This is a genomic window from Mesorhizobium album, assembly GCF_033977205.1.
Taxonomy (GTDB): Bacteria; Pseudomonadota; Alphaproteobacteria; order Rhizobiales; family Rhizobiaceae; genus Mesorhizobium; species Mesorhizobium album.
This window is the reverse complement of the sequence record NZ_JAVIIW010000001.1, coordinates 238,604-262,952: the sequence shown is the minus strand read 5'-3', so window position 1 is coordinate 262,952 and position 24,349 is coordinate 238,604. Positions and strand designations below refer to the sequence as shown.

Genomic DNA, 24,349 nt, shown 5'->3' with positions numbered 1-24,349 from the left:
AAACTACGATCTAGCCGAACACGAGCGACTGATGGGCGGCGACCCCGGCCATGGCCCCGCCCGACACGGCGAAGGCGATGTTGTGCATCAGGCGCGCCGCGTCCCCTGCCGCGAAGACGCCGGGCACGGACGTCTGCTGTTTGTCGTCCACCGCGATCGCCCGGCCGAGTGGGCCCTCGCTGAAAGCGCAGCCCAGCTGGTCGGCGAGCGGGCTCGCCATCTCGTTGCGAGGCGCGGTGAACACTGCCCTGACACCAACGTTCCGGCCGCCATCGAGTCTGACGATGAGGCCGCCGGAATAGTCGTCTTGCATTTCGATCACCGGCGCCGGTTCGAAGCGAATCCTTCGCTTCTCCAGGATCCTCACCTGGTCGGCGTCCGGTTCGAACACGCCATCGCCGAACAGCGTGAGGTCGCCCCAGTCGGAAATCAGCTCCGCCTGGTGCATCGACATCGGTCCGGTCACCAGCACGCCGAGCGGGCCGCCGGCCACTTCATAGCCGTGGCAGTACGGACAATGCAGCGCCTTTCTCCCCCAAAATCCGGCGAGGCCCGGAACATTGGGCAGAATGTCGCGCACGCCGCTGGCGAGCACCAATCGTTTCGCCTCGAATATCTCGCCGCCGTCGGTGCGAACCTCGAAGCCGTTGCCGGCAACGGTGGCGCGCTCGGCTCGACCGGTGACCATCCTGGCAGTGGGGTAGGCGAGCAATTGCCGCCTGGCTTCGTCGAGGATGGCGGATGGCGTGCGGCCGTCCTGGCCAAGGAAGCCATGCGAATGTTCTGCAAAGCGGTTTCTCGGCTCACCGGCATCGATCACCAGTAACTTGCGTCGCGCTCGCGCCGGCTGCATAGCAGCCGATAGGCCGGCAAAACTGCCGCCAACGACGATCACATCATACTGCATGGCTCGACACTCCAATCAGGTCATAGCGGCGGCGGAAATCGGCCGTGAGGTCGGCCAGCGTGATTTGGCTGAGCTTCTCGGCGAGCAGCCTTTCCGCCCTGAGACGAAAATCGTCGAGTGCGGCAATCACCGCCTGCTCGACTAGGCATCCCGGGCTTTCCGGCTCGGTGCTGAACGGCATCATCGTTTCGCCGAGCGCTGCGCTGATCTCTGCCAGCGAGATCTTCTCCGGCGCGCGGCCGAGCAACCAGCCGCCGCCATGGCCGCGTGAGGAGGTGACGATGCCCGCATTGCGCAGGCCGGCGACGGTGCGGCGCACCACCACCGGGTTGGTGTGAATGAAGCCGGCAAGCTGCGCGGATGTCAGCGCCTTATCGGGTGCTTCCGCCATGTGGACAAGGATGTGCAGCGTGGAAGACAGTCGGCTATTGCGTTTCATGTAACTTAGTTAGTTACGAATCTGGCCGCCGTCAACTTTGTTCGCTGGACCTTTTCGCTGTCGCGCTGGCAGTGTTTAGTCCGGTCATGGCTTTCACCATCCGCCAGCTCCAGTTCTTCGTCGCCGTCGCCGAGCAGGGCACGGTGTCGGGCGCCGCGCAGAACCTCTCCATCTCGCAATCCTCGGTCACCGAGGCGATCAAGGAGCTGGAGAGCGATCTTGGCGTCGAGCTGTTCGAGCGCCATCCGCGGGGCTTGAACATCACCCACAAGGGCCACCAGTTCCTGCGCCACGCGAAGAAGATCCTGGCCGATGTCTCTGATGCGCGCCGCGCCTTCCTTGGCGACCAGGTGGCGGCCGGCGGCCGCCTGCAGCTCGGCGTCACCTCGCTGGTGGCCGGCTATGTGCTCTCCGACCTGCTCGCCCGCTACCGTCGCGCCTATCCGGGCGTCGAGGTCTCGGCCATTGAGGACAATGGCGACTATCTCGAGCACCTTCTGGTCGGCGGCAAGCTCGACATCGCCGTCATGGTCACCTCGAATTTGCGCGACCGCACCGCGCTGCAATCCGAAATCCTCGAGGTATCCGCCTATCGGCTTTGGCTGCCGCTCAGTCACAAGCTCGCCAGCGCCGATATCATCTCGATCGGCGACATTGCCTCCGAGCCGCTGATCATGCTCACCGTCGATGAGATCGAGGAGAACACCGGCAAGCTGCTGGCGGCGATCGGCGCGAGACCCCACGTCGCCTTTCGCACGCGCTCGGTCGAGGCCGTGCGCAGCCTCGTCGCGACGGGGGCCGGCGTAGCGCTTCTGCCCGACCTCGTCTACCGCCCCTGGTCGCTGGAAGGCGACCGCATCGAATCTCGCGATATTTCCGGCTCGCTTCCGGTCGTCCAGGTCGGCATGGTCTGGCGCCGTGGTTCCAGCCTGCCGCAGGCCGCCCGCGATTTCATCGGCCTCGCCCAGTCGCAGCGCATGGTCCGCCGCTAGTGTGGCCTACTCCAGGCTGACTTCGCCAGTCCTGCGCTTGCGCCTTGTTGCGGGAACCGCCTCCGCCTTGAACGGACCGATCGGAGCAACCTCGAAGCGGCCGGCGCCGGCCAGCCTGACGGCGCGCCGGAACGTCGGACACTCCATCGGCCGGACGGCCGGACATCGGGCGGCGTGACGCAAAGCCTCTCGGATCGCGGTCAGGCGCTGGATGGTCCAGTCCAGTTCGTTCGCTTAGGCATCCAAGCGCCGTTGATCCATTTTCGGCAGACCGTCGGGCGTCAGCATCGAGGAAATTTCGTCCAGTGCGAATCCACCCGCGCGTCCAAGCGCGATCAAGGCGAGCCGTTCCAGGACGGCCGGGTCGAACAAGCGGCGCAGGCCGCGACGGCCGATCGAGGCAATGAGGCCCTTCTCCTCGTAGTAACGAAGTGTCGAGGCGGGCACGCCGGTGCGGCGCGACACTTCGGCAATGTCCATATCTTTCATGCTTGACCTGAAGTCAGCTTGAACTCGTAGAGTGCTCGCGACGATCGGCGAGAGCAACAGAAAGCGAGGTCCGTTATGCCGCAATCCGCGCAGCCAAACACACAGCAAGCCGCTCTCTGGAATGACGTCAGCGGAAAGGCCTGGGTCGAGATGCAGCCGATCCTCGACGGGGTACTGGCGCCGTTCGAGCGCCTCGTAGTGGATGCCGGCTATCCCGGAGAAGGGGGCAGTGTCCTGGATATCGGCTGCGGCGCCGGCGCCACGTCTCTGGCGATGGCGCGCCGCGTCGGCAACGACGGACGTTGTGTTGGGCTGGACATCTCGCGGCCGCTTGTCGCCCTGGCGACGGAGCGCGCGCGGCTGGAAAAGGTGGCAAATGCAAGTTTTGAAGTGGGCGATGCCCAGACATATGCGTTCGAATCTGCGCACTTCGACACTGTTGTTTCGCGCTTTGGTGTCATGTTCTTCGATGATCCCGTGGCCGCGTTCACCAACATAAGACAGGCCGCGAGGCGCGGTGGCAAACTCGCCTTTGTCGCTTGGCGCAGTCCGGTCGAGAATGATTTCATGACGACCGCTGCGCGAGCGGCCGCGCCTTTCCTGCCGCCCGCGCCCGTGCCAGACCCCGAGGCGCCGGGGCAGTTTGCCTTTGCCGACGGCGCCAAGGTGAAGCGGATCCTTGAAGCGAGCGGCTGGTCGTCAATCAAAGTCGAACAGGCGGACGTCCTGTGTCAGATCGCCTTCGGCGATCTGATGACATATGTCACCCGGCTGGGGCCGGTGGGCGCTGCGCTGCGCGAGGTAGACCAGGCAACGGCCGAAAAAATCACCACGGTCTTGCCTGGTGCATTCGCGCCTTTCATGGAGGACGGTAAGGCTCGCTTCAATGCCGCCTGCTGGCTGGTGACGGCGGCGGCTTGAAGCCGGCTATCGGAAAATCCGATATCGTCCTTCTGATAAATGAAATTGCGAAACCGGATTTTTCACAGCACCTTTCGCCCAGGGAACAAAGCCGCCCGGGAGCGCGGCTGTCGGGGCGCAATGCTCCAGCGTTCAGGTTTGCGCATGATCCTTTCGGAAAACCGAAACCGGTTTCGGGGTCATGCGCCCAAATGGGAGATCGATGATGAATGCATTCCTGAAGTCGTGCACGGCGTTGACGGTTGCGCTGACCTTCTCGGGTCAGGCGATCGCCCAGGTGAAGGAGCTCGGCAAGGGCGAGGGCGAGCTCAATATCGTCGCCTGGCCGGGCTATATCGAGCGCGGCGAGACCGACAAGAACTACGACTGGGTGACCGCCTTCGAGAAGGAGACCGGCTGCAAGGTCAACGTCAAGACCGCCAACACGTCGGACGAGATGGTCTCGCTGATGAACGAGGGCGGCTTCGATCTCGTCACGGCTTCGGGTGATGCTTCGCTGCGCCTCGTCGCCGGCAAGCGCGTGCAGCCGATCAACACCGATCTCATCAAGAGCTGGAAGACGGTCGACGAGCGCCTGAAGGACGCCCCCTGGTTCACCGTCGACAAGGTGCACTACGGCGTTCCCTATCAGTGGGGCCCGAACATCCTGATGTACAACACCGATGTCTTCAAGGAAGCGCCCAAGAGCTGGAACGTCGTCTTCGAGGAAATGAACCTGCCCGACGGCAAGTCGAACAAGGGCCGGGTGCAGGCCTATGACGGGCCGATCCACATTGCGGATGCCGCCAACTACCTGATGTTCCACAAGCCGGAACTCGGCATCAAGGATCCCTACGAGCTCAACGAAGATCAGTACAAGGCCGCGCTCGACCTGCTGCGCAAGCAGCGCACGCTGGTCGGCCGCTACTGGCATGATGCGGCGATCCAGGTCGACGACTTCCAGAACGAAGGCGTGGTTGCCTCCGGCTCATGGCCTTATCAGGTGAACACGCTGGTCGCCGCCAAGAAGCCGGTCGCTTCGACCGTGCCGGAGGAAGGCGTCACTGGCTGGGCCGACACCACCATGATGGAAGCCGACGCCGCCCATCCGAATTGCGCTTACATGTGGCTCGAGCACTCGCTGTCGGCCAAGGTCCAGGGCGACGTCTCGTCCTGGTTCGGCTCGCTGCCGGTGGTGCCGGCCGCCTGCAAGGGCAACGAGTTGCTCGGCGAGGAAGGCTGCAAGACCAACGGCTACGACAATTTCGAGAAGATCAAGTTCTGGAAGACGCCGGTGTCGAAATGTGCCAGCCAGAACGACCAGTGCGTGCCGTACTACCGCTGGGTGTCGGACTATATCGGCGTCATCGGCGGGCGGTGATCTCCTTTACCCTCCCCCTTGTGGGGAGGGGTCGACGCGTAGCGTCGGGGTGGGGGCGTAGCGCGAAATTGCCCCCACTCACGGCTTCGCCGCGACCTCCCCCTGAGCGGGAGGTAGGGCGCCGTGCGACTTATTTTGACCCGGCAACTGAACTGACAGGGCCCATGACATCCGCCGTTTCCTTCAAACAAGTCTCGCGCCATTTCGGCAGCGTGCGCGCCGTCGATGCGGTCGATCTCGAGATCGCGCCGGGCGAGTTCTTCGCCATGCTCGGGCCGTCCGGCTCCGGCAAGACGACCTGTCTCAGGCTGATTGCCGGCTTCGAGCAGCCGACGGCGGGCTCGATCGCCATCTTCGGCGAGCGCGCCGAGGGCGTTCCGCCCTATCGCCGCAACGTCAACACCGTCTTCCAGGACTACGCGCTGTTTCCGCATCTCAATGTGCTCGACAACGTCGCCTACGGCCTGATGGTCAAGGGCGTCGGCAAGACCGAGCGGTTGAAGGCGGCGGAACAGGCGCTGTCGCTGGTGCGGCTGCCCGGCTATGGCGCCCGGCGCCCCGGCCAGCTCTCCGGCGGCCAGCGCCAGCGCGTCGCACTTGCCAGGGCGCTGGTCAACCAGCCCAAGGTGCTGCTGCTGGACGAGCCGCTCGGCGCGCTCGACCTCAAGCTGCGCGAGAACATGCAGGAGGAACTGAAGTCGCTGCAGAAGGTGCTCGGCATCACCTTCGTCTTCGTCACGCATGACCAGGGCGAGGCCCTGTCCATGGCCGACCGCGTCGCCGTCTTCAACGACGGCAGGATCATGCAGGTCGGCACGCCGGAGGATATCTACCAGCGGCCGAAAACACGCTTCGTCGCCGACTTCGTCGGCTCCTCCAACGTGCTGCCACCGGACTTCGTCCAGCGCTATTCCGGCCAGCACCGTTGGGGGAGTCTCAGGCCTGAATCCATTCGCGTCTCGCAAGCTACGAGTGGCGACGGCGTTGCCGCGCGCCTCGTCGGCACCAACTATCTCGGCGCCACCACAAGGCTGGCGCTCGATGCCGATGGGCTCAGGCTTCACGCCATGGTGCCGGCGGGCACGGCGCTCCCTGCCGAGGGCGAGGCCGTCATGCTCACCTTCAACCGTGAGCACCTGCATCTGATGGATGGGCCGGCATGAGCCTCGACGCCGCCATACCACGCGCGCCCGCCCCCGCGATCCTGCCGGGTAGCGGCGGCATGCGCGGGGCGCTCTCCGACCTCTTCTGGCGCCGGCCGAAACTGCTGCTGTTCCTGATGCTGATGCCGCCGCTTTTGTGGCTGGGCATCGTCTATATCGGCTCGCTCATCGCGCTGCTTCTTCAGAGCTTTTTCTCCATCGACGAGTTTTCCGGCCTGATCAACCGCGAATTCACGCTGAAGACGTACGGCGACCTGCTCCAGGCCGCCAATCTCGACATCATCCTGCGCACGGTGACGATGGCGGCGCTCGTCACGCTGGCCTCCGCCGTCATCGCCTTCCCCATCGCCTACTACGCGGCGCGCTACGCACGCGGGCGCTGGAAGGCGCTGTTTTATCTCGGCGTCATGCTGCCGCTCTGGTCGAGCTACCTGGTCAAGATCTATGCCTGGAAGCTGATCCTCGCCAAGGAAGGCATCCTCACTTGGCTGTTCGGCAAGCTCGGCCTGCTCTGGCTGCTCGACGGCTGGCTGTCGCTGCCGATCGTCGGCGGCAACTCGCTGTCGGTGTCCTTCACCGGCACCTTCATCGTCTTCGTCTATGTCTGGCTGCCTTTCATGATCCTGCCAGTGCAGGCGGCGCTCGAGCGCGTGCCAGGCAATCTGGTCGAGGCCTCGTCCGATCTCGGCGCCTCGCCGGGCCAGACCTTCCGCAACGTGCTGTTCCCGCTGGCGCTGCCGGGCATCGTCGCCGGCTCGATCTTCACCTTCTCGCTGACATTGGGCGACTACATCATCCCGCAGATCATCGGCACCTCGCGGCTCTTCATTGGCCAGGCCGTCTATTCGCAGCAGGGCACGGCCGGCAACATCCCGCTTGCCGCCGCCTTCACCGTGGTGCCCATCGTCATCATGGGCTTCTACCTTTGGGGCGCCAAGCGCATGGGAGCTTTCGATGCGCTCTGACCGTGGCCAATCCGCTCCGCTCGGGCTGAAGATCGCCGCCGCCGGCGGCCTGCTTTTCCTGCATCTGCCGATCCTGCTGATCTTCGTCTACGCCTTCACCACCGAAGAGAAGAGTTTTGTGTGGCCGCCGCCGGGCCTCACGACGCAATGGTTCGCTGTCACCTGGAACCGGCCGGATGTGTGGGAGGCGCTGTCGCTGTCGATCCGCGTCGCAGCCATCTCGACGGCGATGGCGCTGGTGCTGGGCACGCTCTGCGCCGCCGCCGTCTCGCAGACGCGCTTCTTCGGCCGCGAGACCATCTCGCTGCTGGTCATCCTGCCGATCGCGCTGCCCGGCATCATCACCGGCATCGCCCTGCGCTCGGCCTTTGCGCTCGCCGACATCCCGTTCTCGTTCTGGACGATCGTGCTCGGCCACGCCACCTTCTGCGTGGTCGTGGTCTACAACAATGCCGTCGCTCGCTTCCGCCGCACCTCAGGCTCGATGATCGAGGTCTCGATGGACCTCGGCGCCGACGGCTTCCAGACGTTTAGGCATGTCGTGCTGCCCAACATTGCCACAGCACTCCTTGCCGGCGGCATGCTGGCCTTCGCTCTGTCCTTCGACGAGGTCATCGTCACCACCTTCACCGCTGGCCAGCAGCAGACCGTACCGATCTGGATGCTCGAGGAACTTATCCGCCCGCGCCAGCGCCCGGTCACCAACGTCGTGGCCATGGTGGTCGTGCTGGTGACGCTGCTGCCGATCTTGCTTGCCTATTACCTGACCCGCGACGGCGACCAGATCGCCGGCTCGGGCAAATAACCGAATTCATAAGGGAGTGACGTCCATGGACACTCAAATGCTGATCGGCTCGAAATTCGAGAAGGGCACCGAAACCGAGGAGCCGATCCTCAATCCAAAGACCGGGGCGACCATCCTCAACCTGCCCGAAGCAAGCCCGGCGCAGATCGATGCGGCAGTGGCGGCTGCGGAGAAGGCCTTCGCCACCTGGTCGCGCACCACGCCTGCGCAGCGGTCGGGCTATCTGTTGAAGATCGCCAACCGCATCGAGGCCGAGGCGAAGGAGTTCGCCGCGCTCGAGGCGCTGAACTGCGGCAAGCCGATCAATGCCGTGCTCAACGACGAGATCCCGGCGATCGTCGACTGCTATCGCTTCTTTGCCGGCGCGGTCCGCTCGATGCCCGGCCAGGTCGCCGGCGAATATCTCCCCGGCCACACCTCGATGGTGCGGCGCGATCCGATCGGCATCGTCGCCTCCATCGCGCCCTGGAACTATCCGCTGATGATGATGGCCTGGAAGCTGGCGCCGGCGATCGGCGGCGGCAACACGGTCGTCTTCAAACCGTCGGAGCAGACGCCGCTCACGGCGCTGAAGCTGGCGAAAATCCTCTCCGAGATCCTGCCCGAGGGTGTCGTCAACGTCGTGCTTGGCCGCGGCGACAGCGTCGGCAACACGCTGATCAACCATGCCAAGGTCAACATGATCTCGATCACCGGCGACGTCGCCACCGGCAAGAAGGTGCTGCAGGCCGCCGCCAAGTCGGTCAAGCGCACGCATCTCGAGCTTGGCGGCAAGGCGCCGGTCATCGTCTTTGACGATGCCGACCTCGGCGCCGTGGTCAACGGCCTGCGCGCCTTCGGCTATTACAATGCCGGCCAGGACTGCACCGCCGCTTGCCGCATCTATGCCGGCAAGAAGATCTACGACAAGCTCGTCGCCGACCTCTCCTCGGCGGTCTCGACCATCAGGTATAACCGCCCCGACGACACCGAGAACGAGATCGGGCCGCTGATCTCGCGCCGCCAGCGCGACCGCGTGTCGAGCTTCGTCGAGCGCGCCTCGGAACTGAAGCACATCGAGATCACCACTGGCGGCAAGCCGGGCGAGGGTACCGGCTTCTACTACCAGCCGACGGTTGTCGCCGGCGCGCTGCAGGAAGACGAGATCGTGCGCCGCGAGGTGTTCGGCCCCGTCGTCTCCGTCACTCGCTTCTCGGAGGTCGACGAGGCGGTGAACTGGGCCAACGACAGCGACTACGGCCTTGCCTCGTCGGTCTGGACCAAGGACATCTCGCGCGCCATGGCGACGGCCGCACGCCTGCAATATGGCTGCACCTGGATCAACACCCACTTCATGCTGACCAACGAGATGCCGCATGGCGGGCTGAAGCAGTCCGGCTACGGCAAGGACATGTCGCTCTACGCGCTGGAGGACTACACCGCCGTCCGCCACGTCATGGTGGCGCACGGGTAGCAAAAGAACACCCTCCCTTCCTTCTCCCCTTCGTGTGGGAGAAGGTGGCTCGTCGCGAAGCGACAAGACGGATGAGGGGTGTTCCAGCGTGGCGCCAAGTCACCCCTCACCCGGATTGCCAACCGATTTGTGAAGGACAAATCGGTTGGCAATCCGACCTCTCCCACAACAAGGGGAGAGGCGGGCCACCCAGGCCACTACTCTACGATCCGGAAGATCTGCCAGAGGCTGGTGCCCGACACGACATATGGCTCCATCTCCTTGCCCCATTTGGCGTGCGCGTCGATCTTGGCGATCTTGGCGAAGAATTCCTCCAACTGGGCCAGGCTCTCGACCTCGTGGTGGGCCTCGATTGTCGCTTCTCGCGCGCCGACAGAACCGGTCATGAGTCGGAACTTCAGGTCGGCGAGGCCAACCTGCGAGCCGATCTCGCGTTCCCATTTCCGCATCAGTTCCAGTGCGGTTTGCTTGTGCCCGAATTTGGCATCGATCTGCCATCTGGCGCTGAACATGTTGGTTCTCCTCCGTGGTTTGGGTTGGTCTACTCGTCCCAGGCCTGCACGACCGTCTGCCGCGCGATGCGGCCGTTCTTCAACTCCAGCATCGCCGCGCAGAACACTTTCGTGCCGTCCGGATAGGCGCACGCCTGGGTGAAGGCGAGGCTGTCGCCCTCGGCGATCGTGGTGTCGACCTTGTGGGTCATCGCCCGGCTGCAGATGTCGTCCCAGAAGGTGTTGATCGCCGCGCGGCCGCGGATTTCGCGCGGCTTGCTCGGCGGGTTGTTGCGGTCGATCACCCGCACCAGCGCGTCGTCGGTGTAGAAGCTCGACAGCATCTTGCCGTCGCGGCCTTCGATCGCCTTCTTGATCGCCGCGCCGTCCACAATTTGTGTCTTGGTCAGCATTTCGATCTCCATGGCCCGTCTGACCGGGCGTTCGATTGGGCGCTGCCCGGCATAAGCGCCGGGCAGCTTGCGGCTCACTGTGACTTCGCCTTGACGGCGGCGAACAGGTCGTCGGTCTGCTTCTTGAACGTGGCGAGGTCGACCTGGCTGCCGTTGAGCATGGTCGACCAGTGGCGCACGATCGCCGCCATCGCCACGGCCTCCTTGATCTCCTCGTCGCTCGCACCGTTGGCCTTGGCCGCCAGCGTGTGGAAATAGATGCAGTATTGGCAGGGGATCTGCGAGGCGACCGCAAGGCCCATCAGCTCCTTGGTCTTGCCGTCGAGGGCGGTCTTGGGATTGAGCTGCACGCCCTTGATTTCGGCCCAGGCGCCGGCAACCGCGACGTCCGGCAGCGTCTTGAACATGTCGGGCACCGAGCCGAGCGTGGCCTGGATGTCCTTGTAGGCGGCGGTGGCCGAAGTGTCTTCGGCCCGTGCCGAGGTGATGGCCAGCAATGCGCCTGCGGCAAATGCCAGCAATCCGATCTTGCGATTGAGTTTCAGCATTTCATCCTCCATTCGCAGGGCCGTCTCGGCGACATCGCCTGGCCTGCATGGGAAGAATTCGTAACCCTCATGGCGCCTCCGCCGCTTCGCTCGAAAGTGCCATGGCTCTCATGGCCCGTCCGGGCCAGCATGGCGGGCCGAAAAGGCCGCCGCCGCCGCCCGCGACGGCAGGTCGAGCTTGAGCAATATGTTGGCGACGTGCCGCTTGACCGTATGCTCGCTGAGCTTCAGCTCGGCGGCGATCGCCGCATTGCTCTTGCCGTCCGCAATCAGGCTCACCACCTCGCTTTCCCGCGCCGTCAAGGCCGACTCCACGGCTCTTGGTTTGGGGCGGCAGGCAGGCTCCAGATGCTGTTCCGATGTCGCCTGCACCACCGGCAGCGGCTCGCCCAGCTCGTCGAGGCTGATGCGGCCAGCATCGACGAAATGCAGCCCGGAGCCTACCGCAAGCTCGGCGACCAGCCGCGAGGCGAGAATGTCGCCGCGCCCGGCATGGACGGCGAGCTGCATCGTCACGCGCGCCGTCAGGCCGACCGACTGGCCGCGCATTTCGATCTCGCCGACATGCACCCCTTGAGCGCTCGCCACGCCGATCTGCTGCGCCGCGCCGCGCAGCGCCGCCGCGCAGCGTATGGCGCGCGCCGGCCCGTCGAAGCGCGAGATCATCAATTCGCCATGGGTGCCGGCGACGCGCCCGCCATGGCGCCCGACCAGCAGCCGCCATGTCTCCTGGAAGCGCTGGCTTCGCTCGCTCCACATGCGGTCGCCCAGCTTGGCCGTGTCGTAGATGCGCGTCACCAGCAGCGCGGCGAGCACGCGCTCGGTGTCGGCCACCGCCGGCTGGCCGGTCAGGAACTCCTCGATCAGGTCGGCCACCCGGTCCACGTCCCCGGTCCAGATCGGATGGTCGCGCCCGGCAATTTCGACCAGCCGGGCGCCATGGATCTTCCTGGCGAGGAAGCGGCTGGCCTCCGGGTCGATGCGCGCGTCGTTGCGGCGGTGGATGAGCAGCGTCGGCGCGCTGATCGCCGGCAGGATGCCGCGCACGTCGATCCCGGCATTCATGCGGGCAAGGGTCGCCGCGGCGGTCGGGCTGGCCGACAGCCGCTCGAACCGGGCCCACCAGTGGGCAAAATGCATGTCGTCCACCCGGCCCGGCGCGAAATTGGGCAAGGTCGCGCCGGTGCCCCACGACGTCTCCGCCGTTTCGATGAAGGCTTCCAGCCGCTCAGGCGGCATCACCCATTTGTGGAAATGCGCATAGCCGCCATAAAGCACCAGCCCACGCGTCCGCTCCGGATAGGTGGCGGCGAACAGCATCGCCATCGGCGCGCCTTCCGAGGCGCCGAGGATCGCCGCACGGCCGCTGCCGGCGGCATCCATCACCGCGCGCACGTCGTCCATGCGAGTCTCTAGGCTCGGCAGGTGACGGGTGTCGACGCGGTCGGAAAGCCCGGTGCCGCGTTTGTCGAACAGAATCAGCCGCGAGAAGGTCGAGAGCCGTTTCAAAAGGCGGCTGTAGCCCTCGTCTTCCCACTGCAGGTCGAGATTGGAGATGAAGCCCGGCACGAAGACGAGATCGAACGAGCCTTGGCCGACCACCTGATAGGCGATCCGCACATCCCCGCTTCGGGCATATCTGGTCTCGATCGGCCTCAACGCAAACTGCCCCGCCCGGCCAGACGATTTCCTGTCGCCGACCATAACAGAACGCCGCCGCGCGCGGCAGACAAACTTTAGAGAGCGGAAATGTTAGACCTATGGCGCCGATGAGGCGCCGAGGCGCTATTTGTGCGGAACGGCGCCTTCGGCCTCGGCGGGCCCCGTGTAGCCAAGGCTCTTGTCGGCCTGTTCCGGCGTCAGCGGACGCTTGATCTTGGCCGCGGCGGCGATCACGAGGTCGTCGAAATCCTCCGGGTCGCCGTCCAGCAGCTCGAAGAACTGCCGCCGCATCCTGGGCTCCCAGAACTTGTTGATGTGCTCGGCAACGCCGGCGATGCCGTCTTCGCGGGGCTTCGAATGGAAGAAGGTGGCGATCTGATTGGCCATGCGCACCAGCTTTTCCTTTGTGCTGGCGATGTGGTCTTCGTCATGCGACATGCTTGGCAACTCCGCAAGCCACCCGGTCGGGGTGGGTGAAAATATCGAAATCATCACCGCGCACCAGCGCCACCAGCGTCATGCCGGCGGCCTCAGCCGTGCGGATGGCGAGCGCCGTCGGCGCCGAGACCGCCATGATGATCGGCGCGCCGATGGCCGCGGTTTTCTGCACCATCTCCACCGACACGCGCGACGTCACCACGACGGCGCCGCTCGCACCGTCGATGCCGGCTTTCGCCAGAGCGCCGGCGAGCTTGTCCAGCGCATTGTGGCGGCCGACATCCTCGCGTGCCATCACGATGCCCTTGCCGGGAACATAGAAGCCCGCGGCATGCACCGCGCCGGTCTCCGTGTGCAGCGGCTGCAGCTTCGACAGAAGCTTGACCGAACGGGTGACATCCTCGGCATCAAGCGTAAGCTTCGACGCACCGACCGCGTCGACCGAGCGCATCGCTTCTTCGATAGATTCGATGCCGCACAGGCCGCAGCCGACAGGCCCGGCGAGCCGGCGCCGCCGCGCCTGGAAGCGCGTGTTGGCCTTGTCTTTCAGCTTGATCTGGATGTCGATGCCGGCGCCGAGATCCTCCACCTCGATCGCCTCGATCTCCGCCGGGTCGGCAATGATGCCCTCGGTCAGCGAGAAGCCGAGCGCGAAATCCTCGAAATCGGCCGGGCTCGCCATCATCACCGCATGGGTGGTGCCGGCATAGGAGAACGCCACCGGCGTCTCCTCCGGCACCATGCGGTTCGCGGCCGCGGTGCCGCCGGCACGACGCGCCAGCCGCGAGATCTGGGTCGTTGCTTTGCGGCGCGCGACCAAGGCTACTCCGCCGCCTGCAGCGGGGCGATGCGGCGGCTCTGGCGTGCCTGCTCGTTATACTCCCTTTGCCACTCGGTCGGGCCGTTGGACGGCGCCACCTGCACGGCGGTGACCTTGTACTCCGGACAGTTGGTCGCCCAGTCCGAGAAGTCGGTCGTGATCACGTTCGCCTGCGTGTCCGGGTGGTGGAATGTCGTGTAGACGACGCCCGGCGACACGCGGTCGGTGATCAGCGCGCGCAGCGTGGTTTCGCCGGAACGGCTCGCCAGCCGCACCCAGTCACCATCGCGGATGCCGCGGTTCTCGGCGTCATGCGGATGGATCTCCAGCCGGTCTTCGGCATGCCATGCGACATTCTCGGTGCGCCTCGTCTGCGCGCCGACATTGTACTGGGAGAGAATGCGGCCGGTGGTGAGCAGCAGCGGGTAGCGCGGTCCGGTCCTTTCGTCCGTCGCCACATATTCGGTGCGGATGAACTTGCCTTTGCCGCGCACGAAGCCGTCGACATGCATGATCGGCGTGCCGAGCGGCGCCTTCTCGTTGCAGGGCCATTGCACCGATCCGACGCGGTCGAGCAACTCGAAGGAGACGCCGGCGAAGCTCGGCGTCGTCTTGGCGATCTCGTCCATGATCTGCGACGGATGCGTGTAGTTCCAGTCGAGCCCGATGGCGCGGGCAAGCTCCTGCGTCGCTTCCCAGTCGGCGTAGCGCGCCTTCGGCTCCAGCACCTTGCGCACCATGTTGATGCGGCGCTCGGCATTGGTGAAGGTGCCGTCCTTCTCGAGGAAGGTCGAGCCCGGCAGGAAGACATGCGCGTAGTTCGCCGTCTCGTTGAGGAACAGGTCGTGCACGACGACGCACTCCATCGCGGCAAGGCCGGCGGCGACATGCTTGGTGTCGGGGTCGGACTGCAGGATGTCCTCGCCCTGGATGTAGATGCCCTTGAAGGAACCGTCGACGGCGGCGTCCAGCATGTTGGGGATGCGCAGGCCGGGCTCCTCGTCCAGCTTCACGCCCCACAGGCTCTCATAGATGTCGCGCACGGCTTCGCCGGAGATGTGGCGATAGCCCGGCAGCTCATGAGGGAAGGAGCCCATGTCGCACGAGCCCTGCACATTGTTCTGGCCGCGCAGCGGGTTCACGCCGACGCCCGGACGGCCGATATTGCCGGTAGCCATGGCAAGGTTGGCGATCGCCATCACTGTGGTCGAGCCCTGGCTATGCTCCGTGACGCCGAGGCCGTAATAGATCGCGCCGTTGCCGCCCTTGGCGTAGAGGCGCGCAGCACCCCGGATGGCCTCCGGATCGACGCCGGACAGCTTGCCGACCGTCTCCGGGCTGTTTTCCGGCAGGGCGACGAAGGACGCCCAGTCCTGGAACTCGGCCCAGTCGCAGCGCTCGCGGATGAAGGCCTCGTTGTAGAGACCCTCGGTGACGATGACATGGGCCAGCGCCGTCAGCACCGCCACGTTGGTGCCGGGCTTCAACGGCAGGTGATAGTCCGCCTCGACATGCGCCGACTTGACCATCTCGGTGCGACGCGGATCGAGCACGATCAGCTTGGCGCCCTGGCGCAGCCGCTTCTTCAGCCGCGAGGCGAACACCGGGTGGGCGGAAGCGGGGTTGGCGCCGATGATGACGGCGACGTCGGTGTATTCGACGGAATCGAAATCCTGCGTGCCGGCCGAGGTGCCGTAGGTCTGGCCGAGGCCGTAGCCGGTCGGCGAATGGCAGACGCGCGCGCAGGTGTCGACGTTGTTGTTACGGAAGCCTTGCCGTACCAGCTTCTGGATGAGATAGGTCTCTTCATTCGTGCAGCGCGAGGAAGTAATGCCGCCGATGGCGCCGCGTCCGTACTGATACTGGATGCGACGGAATTCCTTCGCAGTATGGGCGATCGCCTCTTCCCATGTCACCTCGCGCCAGGGATCGCTGATCTTGTCGCGGATCATCGGCGACAGTATGCGGTCCTTGTGCGTGGCATAGCCATAGGCGAAACGGCCCTTCACGCAGGAATGCCCGTGGTTCGCCTTGCCGTCCTTGTAAGGCATCATGCGGATGACCTCGTCACCCCTGACTTCCGCCTTGAACGAGCAGCCGACGCCGCAATAGGCGCAGGTGGTGACCGCCGAGCGCTCCGGCATGCCTTTCTCGAGCACCGTCTTCTCGCGCAGCGCGTCGGTCGGGCAGGCCTGCACGCAGGCGCCGCAGGACACGCATTCGGAAGCGATGAAATCCTCATGCATGCCGGCGACCATGCGCGATTCGAAGCCGCGGCCCTCGATGGTCAGCGCAAAGGTGCCCTGCACCTCCTCGCAAGCGCGCACGCAGCGCGAGCAGACGATGCACTGCGCCGGGTCATAGGTAAAATAGGGGTTGGATTCATCGCGGGCGATGTAGTCGACCGCCAGCGAGCCATGACCGGGCGCGACGCCGTTTTCCTTGACGTGGTTGCGGCCCTCAACGCCGTAACGGTTCTCGGTGAGGCCGACCGACTTCGCCACCGCGTCGAACTCGCTGGCGCCGGTGCCGGCCTTCTCGTTCCAGCCGGTCGGATGGTCGGAGACGTAGAGTTCCATGACGCCGCGGCGGATCGCGTCGAGCCGGTGCGACTGCGTGCGCACCACGATGCCTTCGGCAACCGGCGTCGTGCAGGAGGCCGGCGTGCCGGCGCGGCCTTCGATCTCGACCAGGCAGACGCGACAGGAGCCGAAGGAGTCCAGCATGTCGGTGGCGCAGAGTTTTGGGATCTCTACCCCGCCTTCCATCGCCGCGCGCATAATCGAGGTGCCTTCCGGCACGGTGATGGTTTGCCCGTCGACGGTCAGCGTGACCTGCTTCGTCGCCTTCGACTCTGGCGTTCCGTAATCGATCTCTTCGATAAGTGTTGGGAAGTCGGCTTTGATGTTCATCTGCCAGCTCCTATTCGGCAGCCACGCGCGTCGGCGCCGGCTTGAAATCCTCGGGGAAATGCGTGATCGAGCTCATCACTGGATACGGCGTGAAGCCGCCCAGCGCGCAGAGCGATCCGAACTTCATCGTGTTGCAGAGGTCGCTGACCAGAGCGAGGTTCTTCTCCGCTTCGATGCCTGCGGCGACCTTGTCGAGAACCTCCATGCCGCGCGTCGAGCCGATGCGGCAGGGCGTGCACTTGCCGCAACTTTCGATGGCGCAGAACTCCATGGCGAAGCGCGCCTGCTTCATCATGTCGGCGGTGTCGTCGAAGACGGTGATGCCGGCATGGCCGATCAGCCCGTCTTTGGCGGCGAAGGCTTCATAGTCGAACGGCGTGTCGAACAAAGCGCGCGGGAAATAGGCGCCGAGCGGGCCGCCGACCTGCACGGCTTTCACCGGACGGCCCGAAGCCGTGCCGCCGCCGATCTCATCGACGATCTCGCCGAGCGTCAGGCCGAAGGCTGTCTCGAACAGCCCGCCATGCTTGACGTTGCCGGCGATCTGGATCGGGATCGTGCCGCGCGAGCGGCCCATGCCGAAATCCTTGTAGTAGGCGGCGCCCTTGTCCATGATGATCGGCACCGAGGCCAGACTGATGACGTTGTTGATCACCGTCGGCTTGCCAAACAACCCTTGGATCGCCGGCAGCGGCGGCTTGGCGCGCACCACGCCGCGCTTGCCTTCGAGGCTGTTCAAGAGCGAGGTTTCCTCGCCGCAGACATAGGCGCCAGCGCCGACGCGGATTTCCATGTCGAAGGCGTTGGGCGAGCCGAGCACATTGGCGCCGAGCACGCCGGCCTTGCGGGCGATCTCGACGGCCTTGGTCATCGTCGCCACCGCATGCGGATATTCCGAGCGGATATAGACGAAACCCTTGGTCGCGCCGGTGGCGATGCCGGCGATCGCCATGCCCTCGATCAGCACGAAGGGATCGCCTTCCATGATCATGCGGTCGGCGAAGGTGGCGCTGTCGCCCTCGTCGGCGTTGCAGACGATGTATTTGCGGTCGGCGGTCGTATCCAGCACCGTCTTCCACTTGATGCCGGTCGGGAAGCCGGCGCCGCCGCGGCCGCGCAGGCCGGATTCGGTAACTTGGCTGACGATGTCTGCGGGCGCCATCGCCACCGCATTCTGCAGGCCGTTCAAGCCGCCATGCGACTTGTAGCTGTCGAGCGACAGCGGGTCGATGACGCCGCAGCGCGCGAAGGTCAGCCGCGTCTGCTTGGCGAGGAAGGGGATCTTGTCAGGGGCGCCGAGCCAGCGCTTGTGATGGCCGCCCTTGAGGAAGCCGCAGTCGAACAGGCTCTTCACGTCCGAGGGCTTCACCGGCCCGTAGGCGACGCGGCCCTCGGCCGTCGCCACCTCGACCATCGGCTCCAGGAAATAGGCGCCACGCGAGCCGTTGCGCACGATCTTGGCCTCGACGCCGCGCTCCTTGAGCTCCTTCTCGATCGCTTTGGCGACCTTTTCGGCGCCAAGCGCCAGCGCGCCGGAATCCGCGGGGATATAGATGCGCGGGATCATGAACGCACCTCCGCGACAATCTCTTCGATCTTCTCGTCATCGAGCCGGCCGATCACTTCGCCGTCCAGCATTGCCGACGGCGAGCAGGCGCACAGCCCGAGGCAGTAGACCGGTTCCAGTGTAACCGATCCGTCGCGGGCGGTCTCGTGGAAATCGATGCCGAGCAACTGCTTGACCCTGGCGGCGACCGCCTCCGAACCCATCGACTGGCAGGCTTCCGCCTGGCAGAGCTTCAGGACATGCCGGCCGGCAGGCTGGGCGCGGAAATCATGGTAGAAGCTGACGACGCCGTGCACTTCGGCCCTGGAAAGGTTCAGCCCGTCGGCAATGACGGGGAGTGCTGCCTGCGGCACATGGCCGAACTCTTCCTGGAGTTCGTGGAGGATCGGCAGCAAGGGACCTTCGAGGCCCTTTAACTCGTTGACGATCGCCGCCGTGCGCGACGCGATCTCGGTACTTGCAGGCTGCATCGGCATGCAGCGCCCTCCCTGGTCGTTGGCGACCCAATGTATGTCACCCCAAAATATAGAGCGATTTTGGGGCAACGACATGCACAGGGCGCAATATCGCTAAGTCCTTACGAAATCAGAGGAAACCCCTGAGATCAATAAAGCTCTCCCGTCACTCGATAGAAATTTTCTATCGATGCCATCGGTTCGCATTGTCTAACCTAGCGATGGGCGCGGAAATCGTCTGCCAGCGCCATCGCCTCGTCCAGCAGCGCCTGAACCAGCGGCGTATGCGGCTCGCGCGGCGCCGCCACCAGCCCGACCGTGTGGCTGGCATCCGGATCGACGATCGGAATGGCCCGGATCGGTTCGGAAAAGCCGAATGTTTCCGCAAGGTTGAGCGGCATGATCGATGACCACTTGCCGGTCCGGATGTGCGAGAACAGAACGATCATCGAGTTGGATTCCAGCGTCGGACGCACTTCCACGCCGGCTTCCGCCAGATGCTGGTCGATGATACGGCGGTTCTGCATGTCCGGGGTCAGAAGGCAGAGCGGCAGCTGGCTGATCTCGGCCCACGTCACTTTGTCGCAGTCCGAATAGGGATTCCCCACCGCCGTGATCAGCTGGTAGCGCTCGTCGTAGAGCGGCACGCTGGTCACTCGCCCCAGCGGCTCGTTGTCGAGATAGGTGATGCCAGCATCGATATCGAGATTGCCGAGCAGCGACAGCACTTCGATCGAGGTGCGCGACAGCACCGAAAAGGTGACGCCCGGATGCTTCTCGCGGAACGGCGTCGTCAGCCGCGCCACCATGGCGAGCGCCGTCGGCACGGCGGCGATACGGATGCGGCCGGAAAGGCCGCGGCGCGCCGCCCGCATCTCCTCGCGCATGGCCCTCGAGTCGCCGACGATGCGGCGCGCCCACGCCAGCACCTGCTTGCCTTCCGGTGTCAGGCCCTGGAAGCGCGAGCCGCGCAGCACGAGCATGACGCCGAGCTGTTCCTCGAGCTGCTTGATGCCGGCCGACAGCGTCGGCTGGGTGACGCCGCACACCTCGGCCGCACGGCCGAAATGCTCTTCCCTGGCGAGCGCGATGAAGAATTCCAGCTTATCGATCATCGGCGCAAGCTATCCAGCCCGGCAAGACTTCGCCAGATGGCTTATTCGCCCACGACGTTCAGGATGTTGCCGTCGGGGTCCTTGAACCAGGCGACCTTCATGCCGTGGCCGACGTGGATATCGCCCTCGAGCGCCATGCCGCGCATGTCGTAGTGCTCGAAAGCGACGCCCTTCGACCGCAGCGAGCTGACGATCGGCTCGATCTGGTCGCCGACCGCCCACGTTACGGCCGTCGCCTTGTTGGTGCCGGCAAATTGCGAGCGATAGACGTTGATAAGCGTGTCGCCGCTTTTGTAGACGATCAGCTCGCCCTCCATGTCGTCGACCTGCCTGAGGCCGAGCGTTCCCTCGTAGAAGGCCTTCGCCTTCTCCAGGTCCTTCACTGCGAGATTGGCCGTTGCGTTGCTGTTTGCGAGCATGACGGACTCCTTTCCTTGTTGGGCACTCCGTTGGCTGCCGCGCCGCAAGTCGGGAAATAGCGTTGCGCTGTCTTCCGGCGACCGCGGCCTGCGCAACTGGGGTACATCTCTTTGGAAGACGAAAGGCGACCGCAAAACCCGACAGGTGAGTGCAAGTTTTTGAAGGCATGTCGCCGCAGGTGTCGTTCTGAAGCTTGGTTCTCTCCGCGAACTGCACTATCTGAACCGGCAAACGCCTGGAAAAAGCACTCATGCCCGTTACCAAGGAATCCGTTATCGAGCGCCTGAAGACGGTGAATGGACCGGATTTCACCGGCAATATCGTCGACCTCGGCCTGGTCTCGGAGATTTTCATAGCCGATTCCAAGGTGTTCTTCTCGATTACCGTTCCTGCCGCCCGCGCCCAGGAGATGGAGCCGCTGCGCGCCGCCGCCGAGCGCGTGGTTAAGGAAATCCCTGGCGTCGCCAACGCCGTCGTAGCGCTGACGGCGGAAAAGAAGGGCGGCGGCATGGAAGCGCCGGTTCGCCCGCGCCCAGCTCCGCAGGCAGCGCCGCCCCGACCCGCGCCGCAGGCGCCAGCCTCGCACAGCCACGGCAAGCGCGGCGTGCCCGGCATCGATGCGATCATCGCGGTGGCCTCCGGCAAGGGCGGCGTCGGCAAATCGACCACCGCCGTCAACCTGGCGCTCGGCCTTGCCGCCAACGGCCTGAGCGTCGGTGTGCTCGATGCCGACATCTACGGACCGTCGATGCCTCGCCTGCTCAACATCCACGGCCGGCCGCAGACGGTCGACGGCAAGGTCCTGAAGCCGATGCAGAATTACGGCCTCAGGGTGATGTCGATAGGCTTCCTCGTCGACGAGGAGACGCCGATGATCTGGCGCGGCCCGATGGTGATGTCGGCGCTGACCCAGATGCTGCGCGAGGTCGAATGGGGACCGCTTGACGTGCTTGTCGTCGACATGCCGCCCGGCACCGGCGACGCCCAGCTCACCATGGCCCAGCAGGTGCCGCTCGCCGGCGCCGTCATCGTCTCGACGCCGCAGGACCTCGCGCTGATCGATGCGCGCAAGGGTCTCAACATGTTCAAGAAGGTCGACGTGCCGGTGCTCGGTATTGTCGAGAATATGAGCTATTTCCTCGCGCCCGATACCGGCAAGCGCTACGACATTTTCGGCCATGGCGGCGCGCGCCGCGAGGCCGAGCGGCTCGGCGTCACCTTCCTGGGCGAGGTGCCGCTCGAAATGGGCATTCGCGAAAGCTCGGATGCTGGCTCGCCGGTGGTCGTGGCCAAGCCGGAAGGCGCCGAAGCGAAGATCTATCGCGACATAGCCTCGAAAGTCTGGAACAGGGTGCTGGAGGAGCGCGGCGCGTCGGAAGCCGCCGTGCCGTCGATAGTCTTCGAGTAACCTCTCCTATCGAGGGTCAGCCGCCCATTTTCTCTCCGAACGTCGAGAAGAACTGACCGGCCAGCTTCTTCGATGTCGATTCGATCAGCCGGCTGCCGAGCTGGGCGATCTTGCCGCCGACATCGGCCTTGGCCGCGTATTTCAGGATCGTCGTGTCGGCACCGTCGGCGGTGAGTGTCACGTCGGCTCCGCCCTTGGCGAAGCCTGCGATGCCGCCCTTGCCTTCGCCCTGGATGGTGTAGGAATGCGGCGGGTTGAGATTCTTCAAGGTGACCTCGCCGTTGAATGTCGCCTTGATCGGCCCGATCTTCAGCACAACGGTCGCGGCCATCTCGGTGTCCGATTTTTTCTCGAGCGACTTGCAGCCGGGAATCGACTCCTTGAGGATGTCGGGGTCGTTCAGGCCTGCCCACACTTTTTGCAGGGATGCGGCGATGCGCTCCTCGCCTTCGATCACCAAAGCCATCAAGACCTCCCGGATTGCTGATGCCGCTTGGTCGTAGCGCGTGGCCCTTTATCTGTCTATCGCACCAAAGTGCGGGTCTGCGGCGCTCGTGCCTCTTGCCTGCATGAGCGCATTGTCATATCGATTTGTCATACAAATACGGAGACCATGATGGCCGGCGCCCCAACAACGAAGAAGAAATTTCGCTCGCAGGAGTGGTTCGACAACCCCGACAATCCGGGCATGACGGCGCTCTATCTCGAGCGCTACCTCAATTTCGGGCTGACGCGCGCCGAGCTGATGTCAGGCAAGCCGCTGATCGGCATCGCGCAGACCGGCTCCGACCTTTCGCCCTGCAACCGGCACCATCTCGAACTCGCCAAGCGCGTGCGCGAGGGCATCGTGTCGATGGGCGGCATTCCGTTCGAATTCCCATGCCACCCGATCCAGGAGACCGGCAAGCGCCCGACCGCGGCGCTCGACCGCAACCTCGCTTATCTCGGCCTCGTCGAGGTGCTCTACGGCTATCCGATCGACGGCGTGGTGCTCACCATCGGCTGTGACAAGACCACGCCAGCGCTGCTGATGGCGGCGGCCACAGTCAATATTCCGGCTATCGCGTTTTCGGTCGGTCCGATGCTCAACGGCTGGCACAAAGGCAAGCGCACCGGTTCCGGCACCATTGTCTGGGAATCGCGCCAGCGGCTGTCGGCCGGCGAGATCGACTATGACGAATTCATGGACATCGTCGCCTCGTCGGCACCTTCGACCGGCTATTGCAACACCATGGGCACCGCCACCACGATGAACTCGCTGGCCGAGGCGCTTGGCATGCAGCTGCCGGGCTCGGCCGCCATCCCCGCGCCCTATCGCGAGCGCGGCCAGATGGGCTACGAGACGGGCAGGCGCATCGTCGAGATGGTGCATGAGGATCTGAAGCCGTCAGACATCATGACCCGCAAGGCGTTCGAGAACGCCATCGTCGTCAACTCGGCCATCGGCGGCTCGACCAACGCGCCGATCCATCTCAACGCCATTGCCCGCCATCTCGGCGTGCCGCTCGACAATGACGACTGGCAGAACGTTGGCCTCAACATCCCGCTCCTGGTGAATCTGCAGCCGACGGGCGAGTATCTGGGCGAGGACTATCACCATGCCGGCGGCGTGCCGGCCGTGGTGGCCGAGCTGATGAAGGGCGGCCTGCTGCCGCATCCCGATGCGATCACCGCCAACGGCAAGACCATGGGCGACAATTGCAGGGATGCCGTCAACGAGAACCCGGAGGTGATCAGCAGCGCCGCCAAGCCGCTCAAGGCCAATGCCGGCTTCATCAACCTCAAGGGCAACCTGTTCGATTCCGCGATCATGAAGACCAGCGGCATCTCGCCCGAATTCCGCGAGCGCTATCTCTCCAACCCGAACGACCCGGAGGCCTTCGAAGGCAACGCCATGGTCTTCGACGGTCCGGAAGATTACCACGCCCGCATCGACGATCCGGCGCAGGGCATCGACGAGCACACGATCCTGTTCATGCGCGGCGCCGGTCCGGTCGGCTATCCGGGCGGCGCCGAGGTGGTCAACATGCAGCCGCCGGCCTACCTCATCAAGAAGGGCATCCATTCGTTGGCCTGCATCGGCGACGGCCGCCAGTCCGGCACGTCCGGCTCGCCCTCGATCCTCAACGCCTCGCCGGAGGCAGCCGTCGGCGGCGGCCTCGCGCTGCTCAGGACGGGCGACCGCGTCCGCATCGACCTGAAGAAAGCCACGGCCAATATCCTCGTCAGCGACGAGGAGATCGCCAGGCGGCGGGCCGAGCTCGAAGCCAATGGCGGCTACCACTATCCCAAGCACCAGACGCCGTGGCAGGAGATCCAGCGCGGCATGGTCGACCAGTTCTCGGCCGGCATGGTGCTGAAGCCGGCGGTGAAATACCAGGACGTCGCGCACACCAGCGGCGTGCCGCGCGACAATCACTAGAGCAATTCCAGGAAAAGTGCGCAGCGGTTTTCCGTCCGGAATTGCGTAAAAACAAAAATACTTAGATTCACGTTCAGGAAATCGAGGGGCGGCTTGCGAAGCCGAGGCCGCCCTTTTCTTGTGCCCTTGTTTCGGCCGCGCCGGACATCCAGATAGGCGTCATCTCGACCGGTTCCGGGCCATC

24 protein-coding genes are annotated in these 24,349 nt (G+C 64.7%); 9 read left to right on the top strand and 15 right to left on the bottom strand.

Going from position 1 to position 24,349, the window contains the following annotated elements:
• Nucleotides 1-10: 10 nt before the first annotated feature.
• Complete coding sequence (locus RFN28_RS01240; protein WP_320285532.1) at nucleotides 11-907, bottom strand: NAD(P)/FAD-dependent oxidoreductase; 897 nt, start codon at nucleotides 905-907, stop codon at nucleotides 11-13.
• On the bottom strand, nucleotides 897-1,346 hold the full coding sequence (locus tag RFN28_RS01235) for an RrF2 family transcriptional regulator (protein WP_320285531.1): 450 nt from the start codon (nucleotides 1,344-1,346) through the stop codon (nucleotides 897-899). The genes RFN28_RS01240 and RFN28_RS01235 overlap by 11 nt, the downstream gene beginning before the upstream one ends.
• Before the next feature lie 86 nt (nucleotides 1,347-1,432).
• Here RFN28_RS01235 and RFN28_RS01230 point away from each other — a divergent pair, with 86 nt between their 5' ends.
• Complete coding sequence (locus RFN28_RS01230; RefSeq protein WP_320285530.1) at nucleotides 1,433-2,338, top strand: LysR family transcriptional regulator; 906 nt, start codon at nucleotides 1,433-1,435, stop codon at nucleotides 2,336-2,338.
• A 234-nt stretch (nucleotides 2,339-2,572) separates the two neighbouring features.
• Here the strand turns inward: RFN28_RS01230 and RFN28_RS01225 are convergent, their stop codons facing one another.
• Nucleotides 2,573-2,818 carry a MerR family transcriptional regulator gene (locus tag RFN28_RS01225; protein WP_320285529.1) on the bottom strand — a complete coding sequence of 82 codons (246 nt, stop codon included), beginning with the start codon at nucleotides 2,816-2,818 and terminating at the stop codon, nucleotides 2,573-2,575.
• 84 nt (nucleotides 2,819-2,902) lie between these two features.
• Here RFN28_RS01225 and RFN28_RS01220 point away from each other — a divergent pair, with 84 nt between their 5' ends.
• From RFN28_RS01220 to RFN28_RS01195, 6 genes are all read left to right on the top strand, one after another.
• Nucleotides 2,903-3,748: a class I SAM-dependent methyltransferase gene (locus RFN28_RS01220; protein WP_320285528.1), complete on the top strand. Its 846-nt coding sequence runs from the start codon at nucleotides 2,903-2,905 to the stop codon at nucleotides 3,746-3,748.
• A 205-nt stretch (nucleotides 3,749-3,953) separates the two neighbouring features.
• The gene (locus RFN28_RS01215; protein ID WP_320285651.1) at nucleotides 3,954-5,108 is read left to right on the top strand and encodes an ABC transporter substrate-binding protein; all 1,155 of its coding nucleotides are present in this window, start codon (nucleotides 3,954-3,956) and stop codon (nucleotides 5,106-5,108) included.
• 164 nt (nucleotides 5,109-5,272) lie between these two features.
• Nucleotides 5,273-6,271, top strand: coding sequence for an ABC transporter ATP-binding protein (locus RFN28_RS01210; RefSeq protein ID WP_320285527.1), 999 nt, complete (start codon nucleotides 5,273-5,275; stop codon nucleotides 6,269-6,271).
• A complete protein-coding gene (locus tag RFN28_RS01205; protein WP_320285526.1) occupies nucleotides 6,268-7,236 on the top strand; it encodes an ABC transporter permease in 969 nt (322 codons plus the stop codon). Before RFN28_RS01210 ends, RFN28_RS01205 begins: the two co-directional genes overlap by 4 nt.
• Nucleotides 7,226-8,041 carry an ABC transporter permease gene (locus RFN28_RS01200; protein ID WP_320285525.1) on the top strand — a complete coding sequence of 272 codons (816 nt, stop codon included), beginning with the start codon at nucleotides 7,226-7,228 and terminating at the stop codon, nucleotides 8,039-8,041. Before RFN28_RS01205 ends, RFN28_RS01200 begins: the two co-directional genes overlap by 11 nt.
• Nucleotides 8,042-8,066: 25 nt before the next feature.
• On the top strand, nucleotides 8,067-9,494 hold the full coding sequence (locus RFN28_RS01195) for a gamma-aminobutyraldehyde dehydrogenase (protein WP_320285524.1): 1,428 nt from the start codon (nucleotides 8,067-8,069) through the stop codon (nucleotides 9,492-9,494).
• Between the two features lie 197 nt (nucleotides 9,495-9,691).
• Here RFN28_RS01195 and RFN28_RS01190 read toward each other — a convergent pair whose 3' ends face one another.
• The 11 genes from RFN28_RS01190 to RFN28_RS01140 all read right to left on the bottom strand — a co-directional run bounded on the left by RFN28_RS01190 (nucleotide 9,692) and on the right by RFN28_RS01140 (nucleotide 20,334).
• Complete coding sequence (locus tag RFN28_RS01190; protein WP_320285523.1) at nucleotides 9,692-10,006, bottom strand: hypothetical protein; 315 nt, start codon at nucleotides 10,004-10,006, stop codon at nucleotides 9,692-9,694.
• Between the two features lie 29 nt (nucleotides 10,007-10,035).
• A complete protein-coding gene (locus tag RFN28_RS01185; RefSeq protein ID WP_320285650.1) occupies nucleotides 10,036-10,398 on the bottom strand; it encodes a nuclear transport factor 2 family protein in 363 nt (120 codons plus the stop codon).
• Nucleotides 10,399-10,472: 74 nt separating this feature from the next.
• Entirely contained in the window at nucleotides 10,473-10,946 is a 474-nt protein-coding gene (locus RFN28_RS01180) for a carboxymuconolactone decarboxylase family protein (RefSeq protein WP_320285522.1), read from the bottom strand.
• 108 nt (nucleotides 10,947-11,054) lie between these two features.
• On the bottom strand, nucleotides 11,055-12,566 hold the full coding sequence (locus RFN28_RS01175; protein WP_320285521.1) for an alpha/beta fold hydrolase: 1,512 nt from the start codon (nucleotides 12,564-12,566) through the stop codon (nucleotides 11,055-11,057).
• A 165-nt stretch (nucleotides 12,567-12,731) separates the two neighbouring features.
• Nucleotides 12,732-13,046: a formate dehydrogenase subunit delta gene (locus RFN28_RS01170; RefSeq protein ID WP_320285520.1), complete on the bottom strand. Its 315-nt coding sequence runs from the start codon at nucleotides 13,044-13,046 to the stop codon at nucleotides 12,732-12,734.
• Nucleotides 13,036-13,866, bottom strand: a complete 831-nt coding sequence (gene fdhD / locus RFN28_RS01165) for a formate dehydrogenase accessory sulfurtransferase FdhD (RefSeq protein WP_320285519.1) — start codon at nucleotides 13,864-13,866, stop codon at nucleotides 13,036-13,038. The genes RFN28_RS01170 and fdhD overlap by 11 nt, the downstream gene beginning before the upstream one ends.
• A 2-nt stretch (nucleotides 13,867-13,868) precedes the next feature.
• Nucleotides 13,869-16,778, bottom strand: a complete 2,910-nt coding sequence (fdhF, locus tag RFN28_RS01160; protein WP_320285518.1) for a formate dehydrogenase subunit alpha — start codon at nucleotides 16,776-16,778, stop codon at nucleotides 13,869-13,871.
• A 10-nt stretch (nucleotides 16,779-16,788) separates the two neighbouring features.
• Nucleotides 16,789-18,345, bottom strand: a complete 1,557-nt coding sequence (locus RFN28_RS01155; RefSeq protein WP_320285517.1) for a formate dehydrogenase beta subunit — start codon at nucleotides 18,343-18,345, stop codon at nucleotides 16,789-16,791.
• Nucleotides 18,342-18,821 (bottom strand): formate dehydrogenase subunit gamma, encoded by a 480-nt coding sequence (locus RFN28_RS01150; protein ID WP_320285516.1) that lies wholly within the window; start codon nucleotides 18,819-18,821, stop codon nucleotides 18,342-18,344. The genes RFN28_RS01155 and RFN28_RS01150 overlap by 4 nt, the downstream gene beginning before the upstream one ends.
• 194 nt (nucleotides 18,822-19,015) lie before the next feature.
• Nucleotides 19,016-19,915: a LysR family transcriptional regulator gene (locus tag RFN28_RS01145; RefSeq protein WP_320285515.1), complete on the bottom strand. Its 900-nt coding sequence runs from the start codon at nucleotides 19,913-19,915 to the stop codon at nucleotides 19,016-19,018.
• Nucleotides 19,916-19,956: 41 nt separating this feature from the next.
• Nucleotides 19,957-20,334 carry a VOC family protein gene (locus RFN28_RS01140; RefSeq protein ID WP_320285514.1) on the bottom strand — a complete coding sequence of 126 codons (378 nt, stop codon included), beginning with the start codon at nucleotides 20,332-20,334 and terminating at the stop codon, nucleotides 19,957-19,959.
• A gap of 251 nt (nucleotides 20,335-20,585) precedes the next feature.
• Here RFN28_RS01140 and RFN28_RS01135 point away from each other — a divergent pair, with 251 nt between their 5' ends.
• Nucleotides 20,586-21,743 (top strand): Mrp/NBP35 family ATP-binding protein, encoded by a 1,158-nt coding sequence (locus RFN28_RS01135; protein ID WP_320285513.1) that lies wholly within the window; start codon nucleotides 20,586-20,588, stop codon nucleotides 21,741-21,743.
• Nucleotides 21,744-21,759: 16 nt separating this feature from the next.
• On the opposite strand, the gene RFN28_RS01130 is transcribed toward RFN28_RS01135, so the two are convergent.
• Nucleotides 21,760-22,209, bottom strand: a complete 450-nt coding sequence (locus RFN28_RS01130) for an SRPBCC family protein (RefSeq protein WP_320285512.1) — start codon at nucleotides 22,207-22,209, stop codon at nucleotides 21,760-21,762.
• Between the two features lie 150 nt (nucleotides 22,210-22,359).
• Here RFN28_RS01130 and RFN28_RS01125 point away from each other — a divergent pair, with 150 nt between their 5' ends.
• Nucleotides 22,360-24,165 (top strand): IlvD/Edd family dehydratase, encoded by a 1,806-nt coding sequence (locus RFN28_RS01125; protein ID WP_320285511.1) that lies wholly within the window; start codon nucleotides 22,360-22,362, stop codon nucleotides 24,163-24,165.
• The last annotated feature ends 184 nt before the right edge of the window (nucleotides 24,166-24,349 follow it).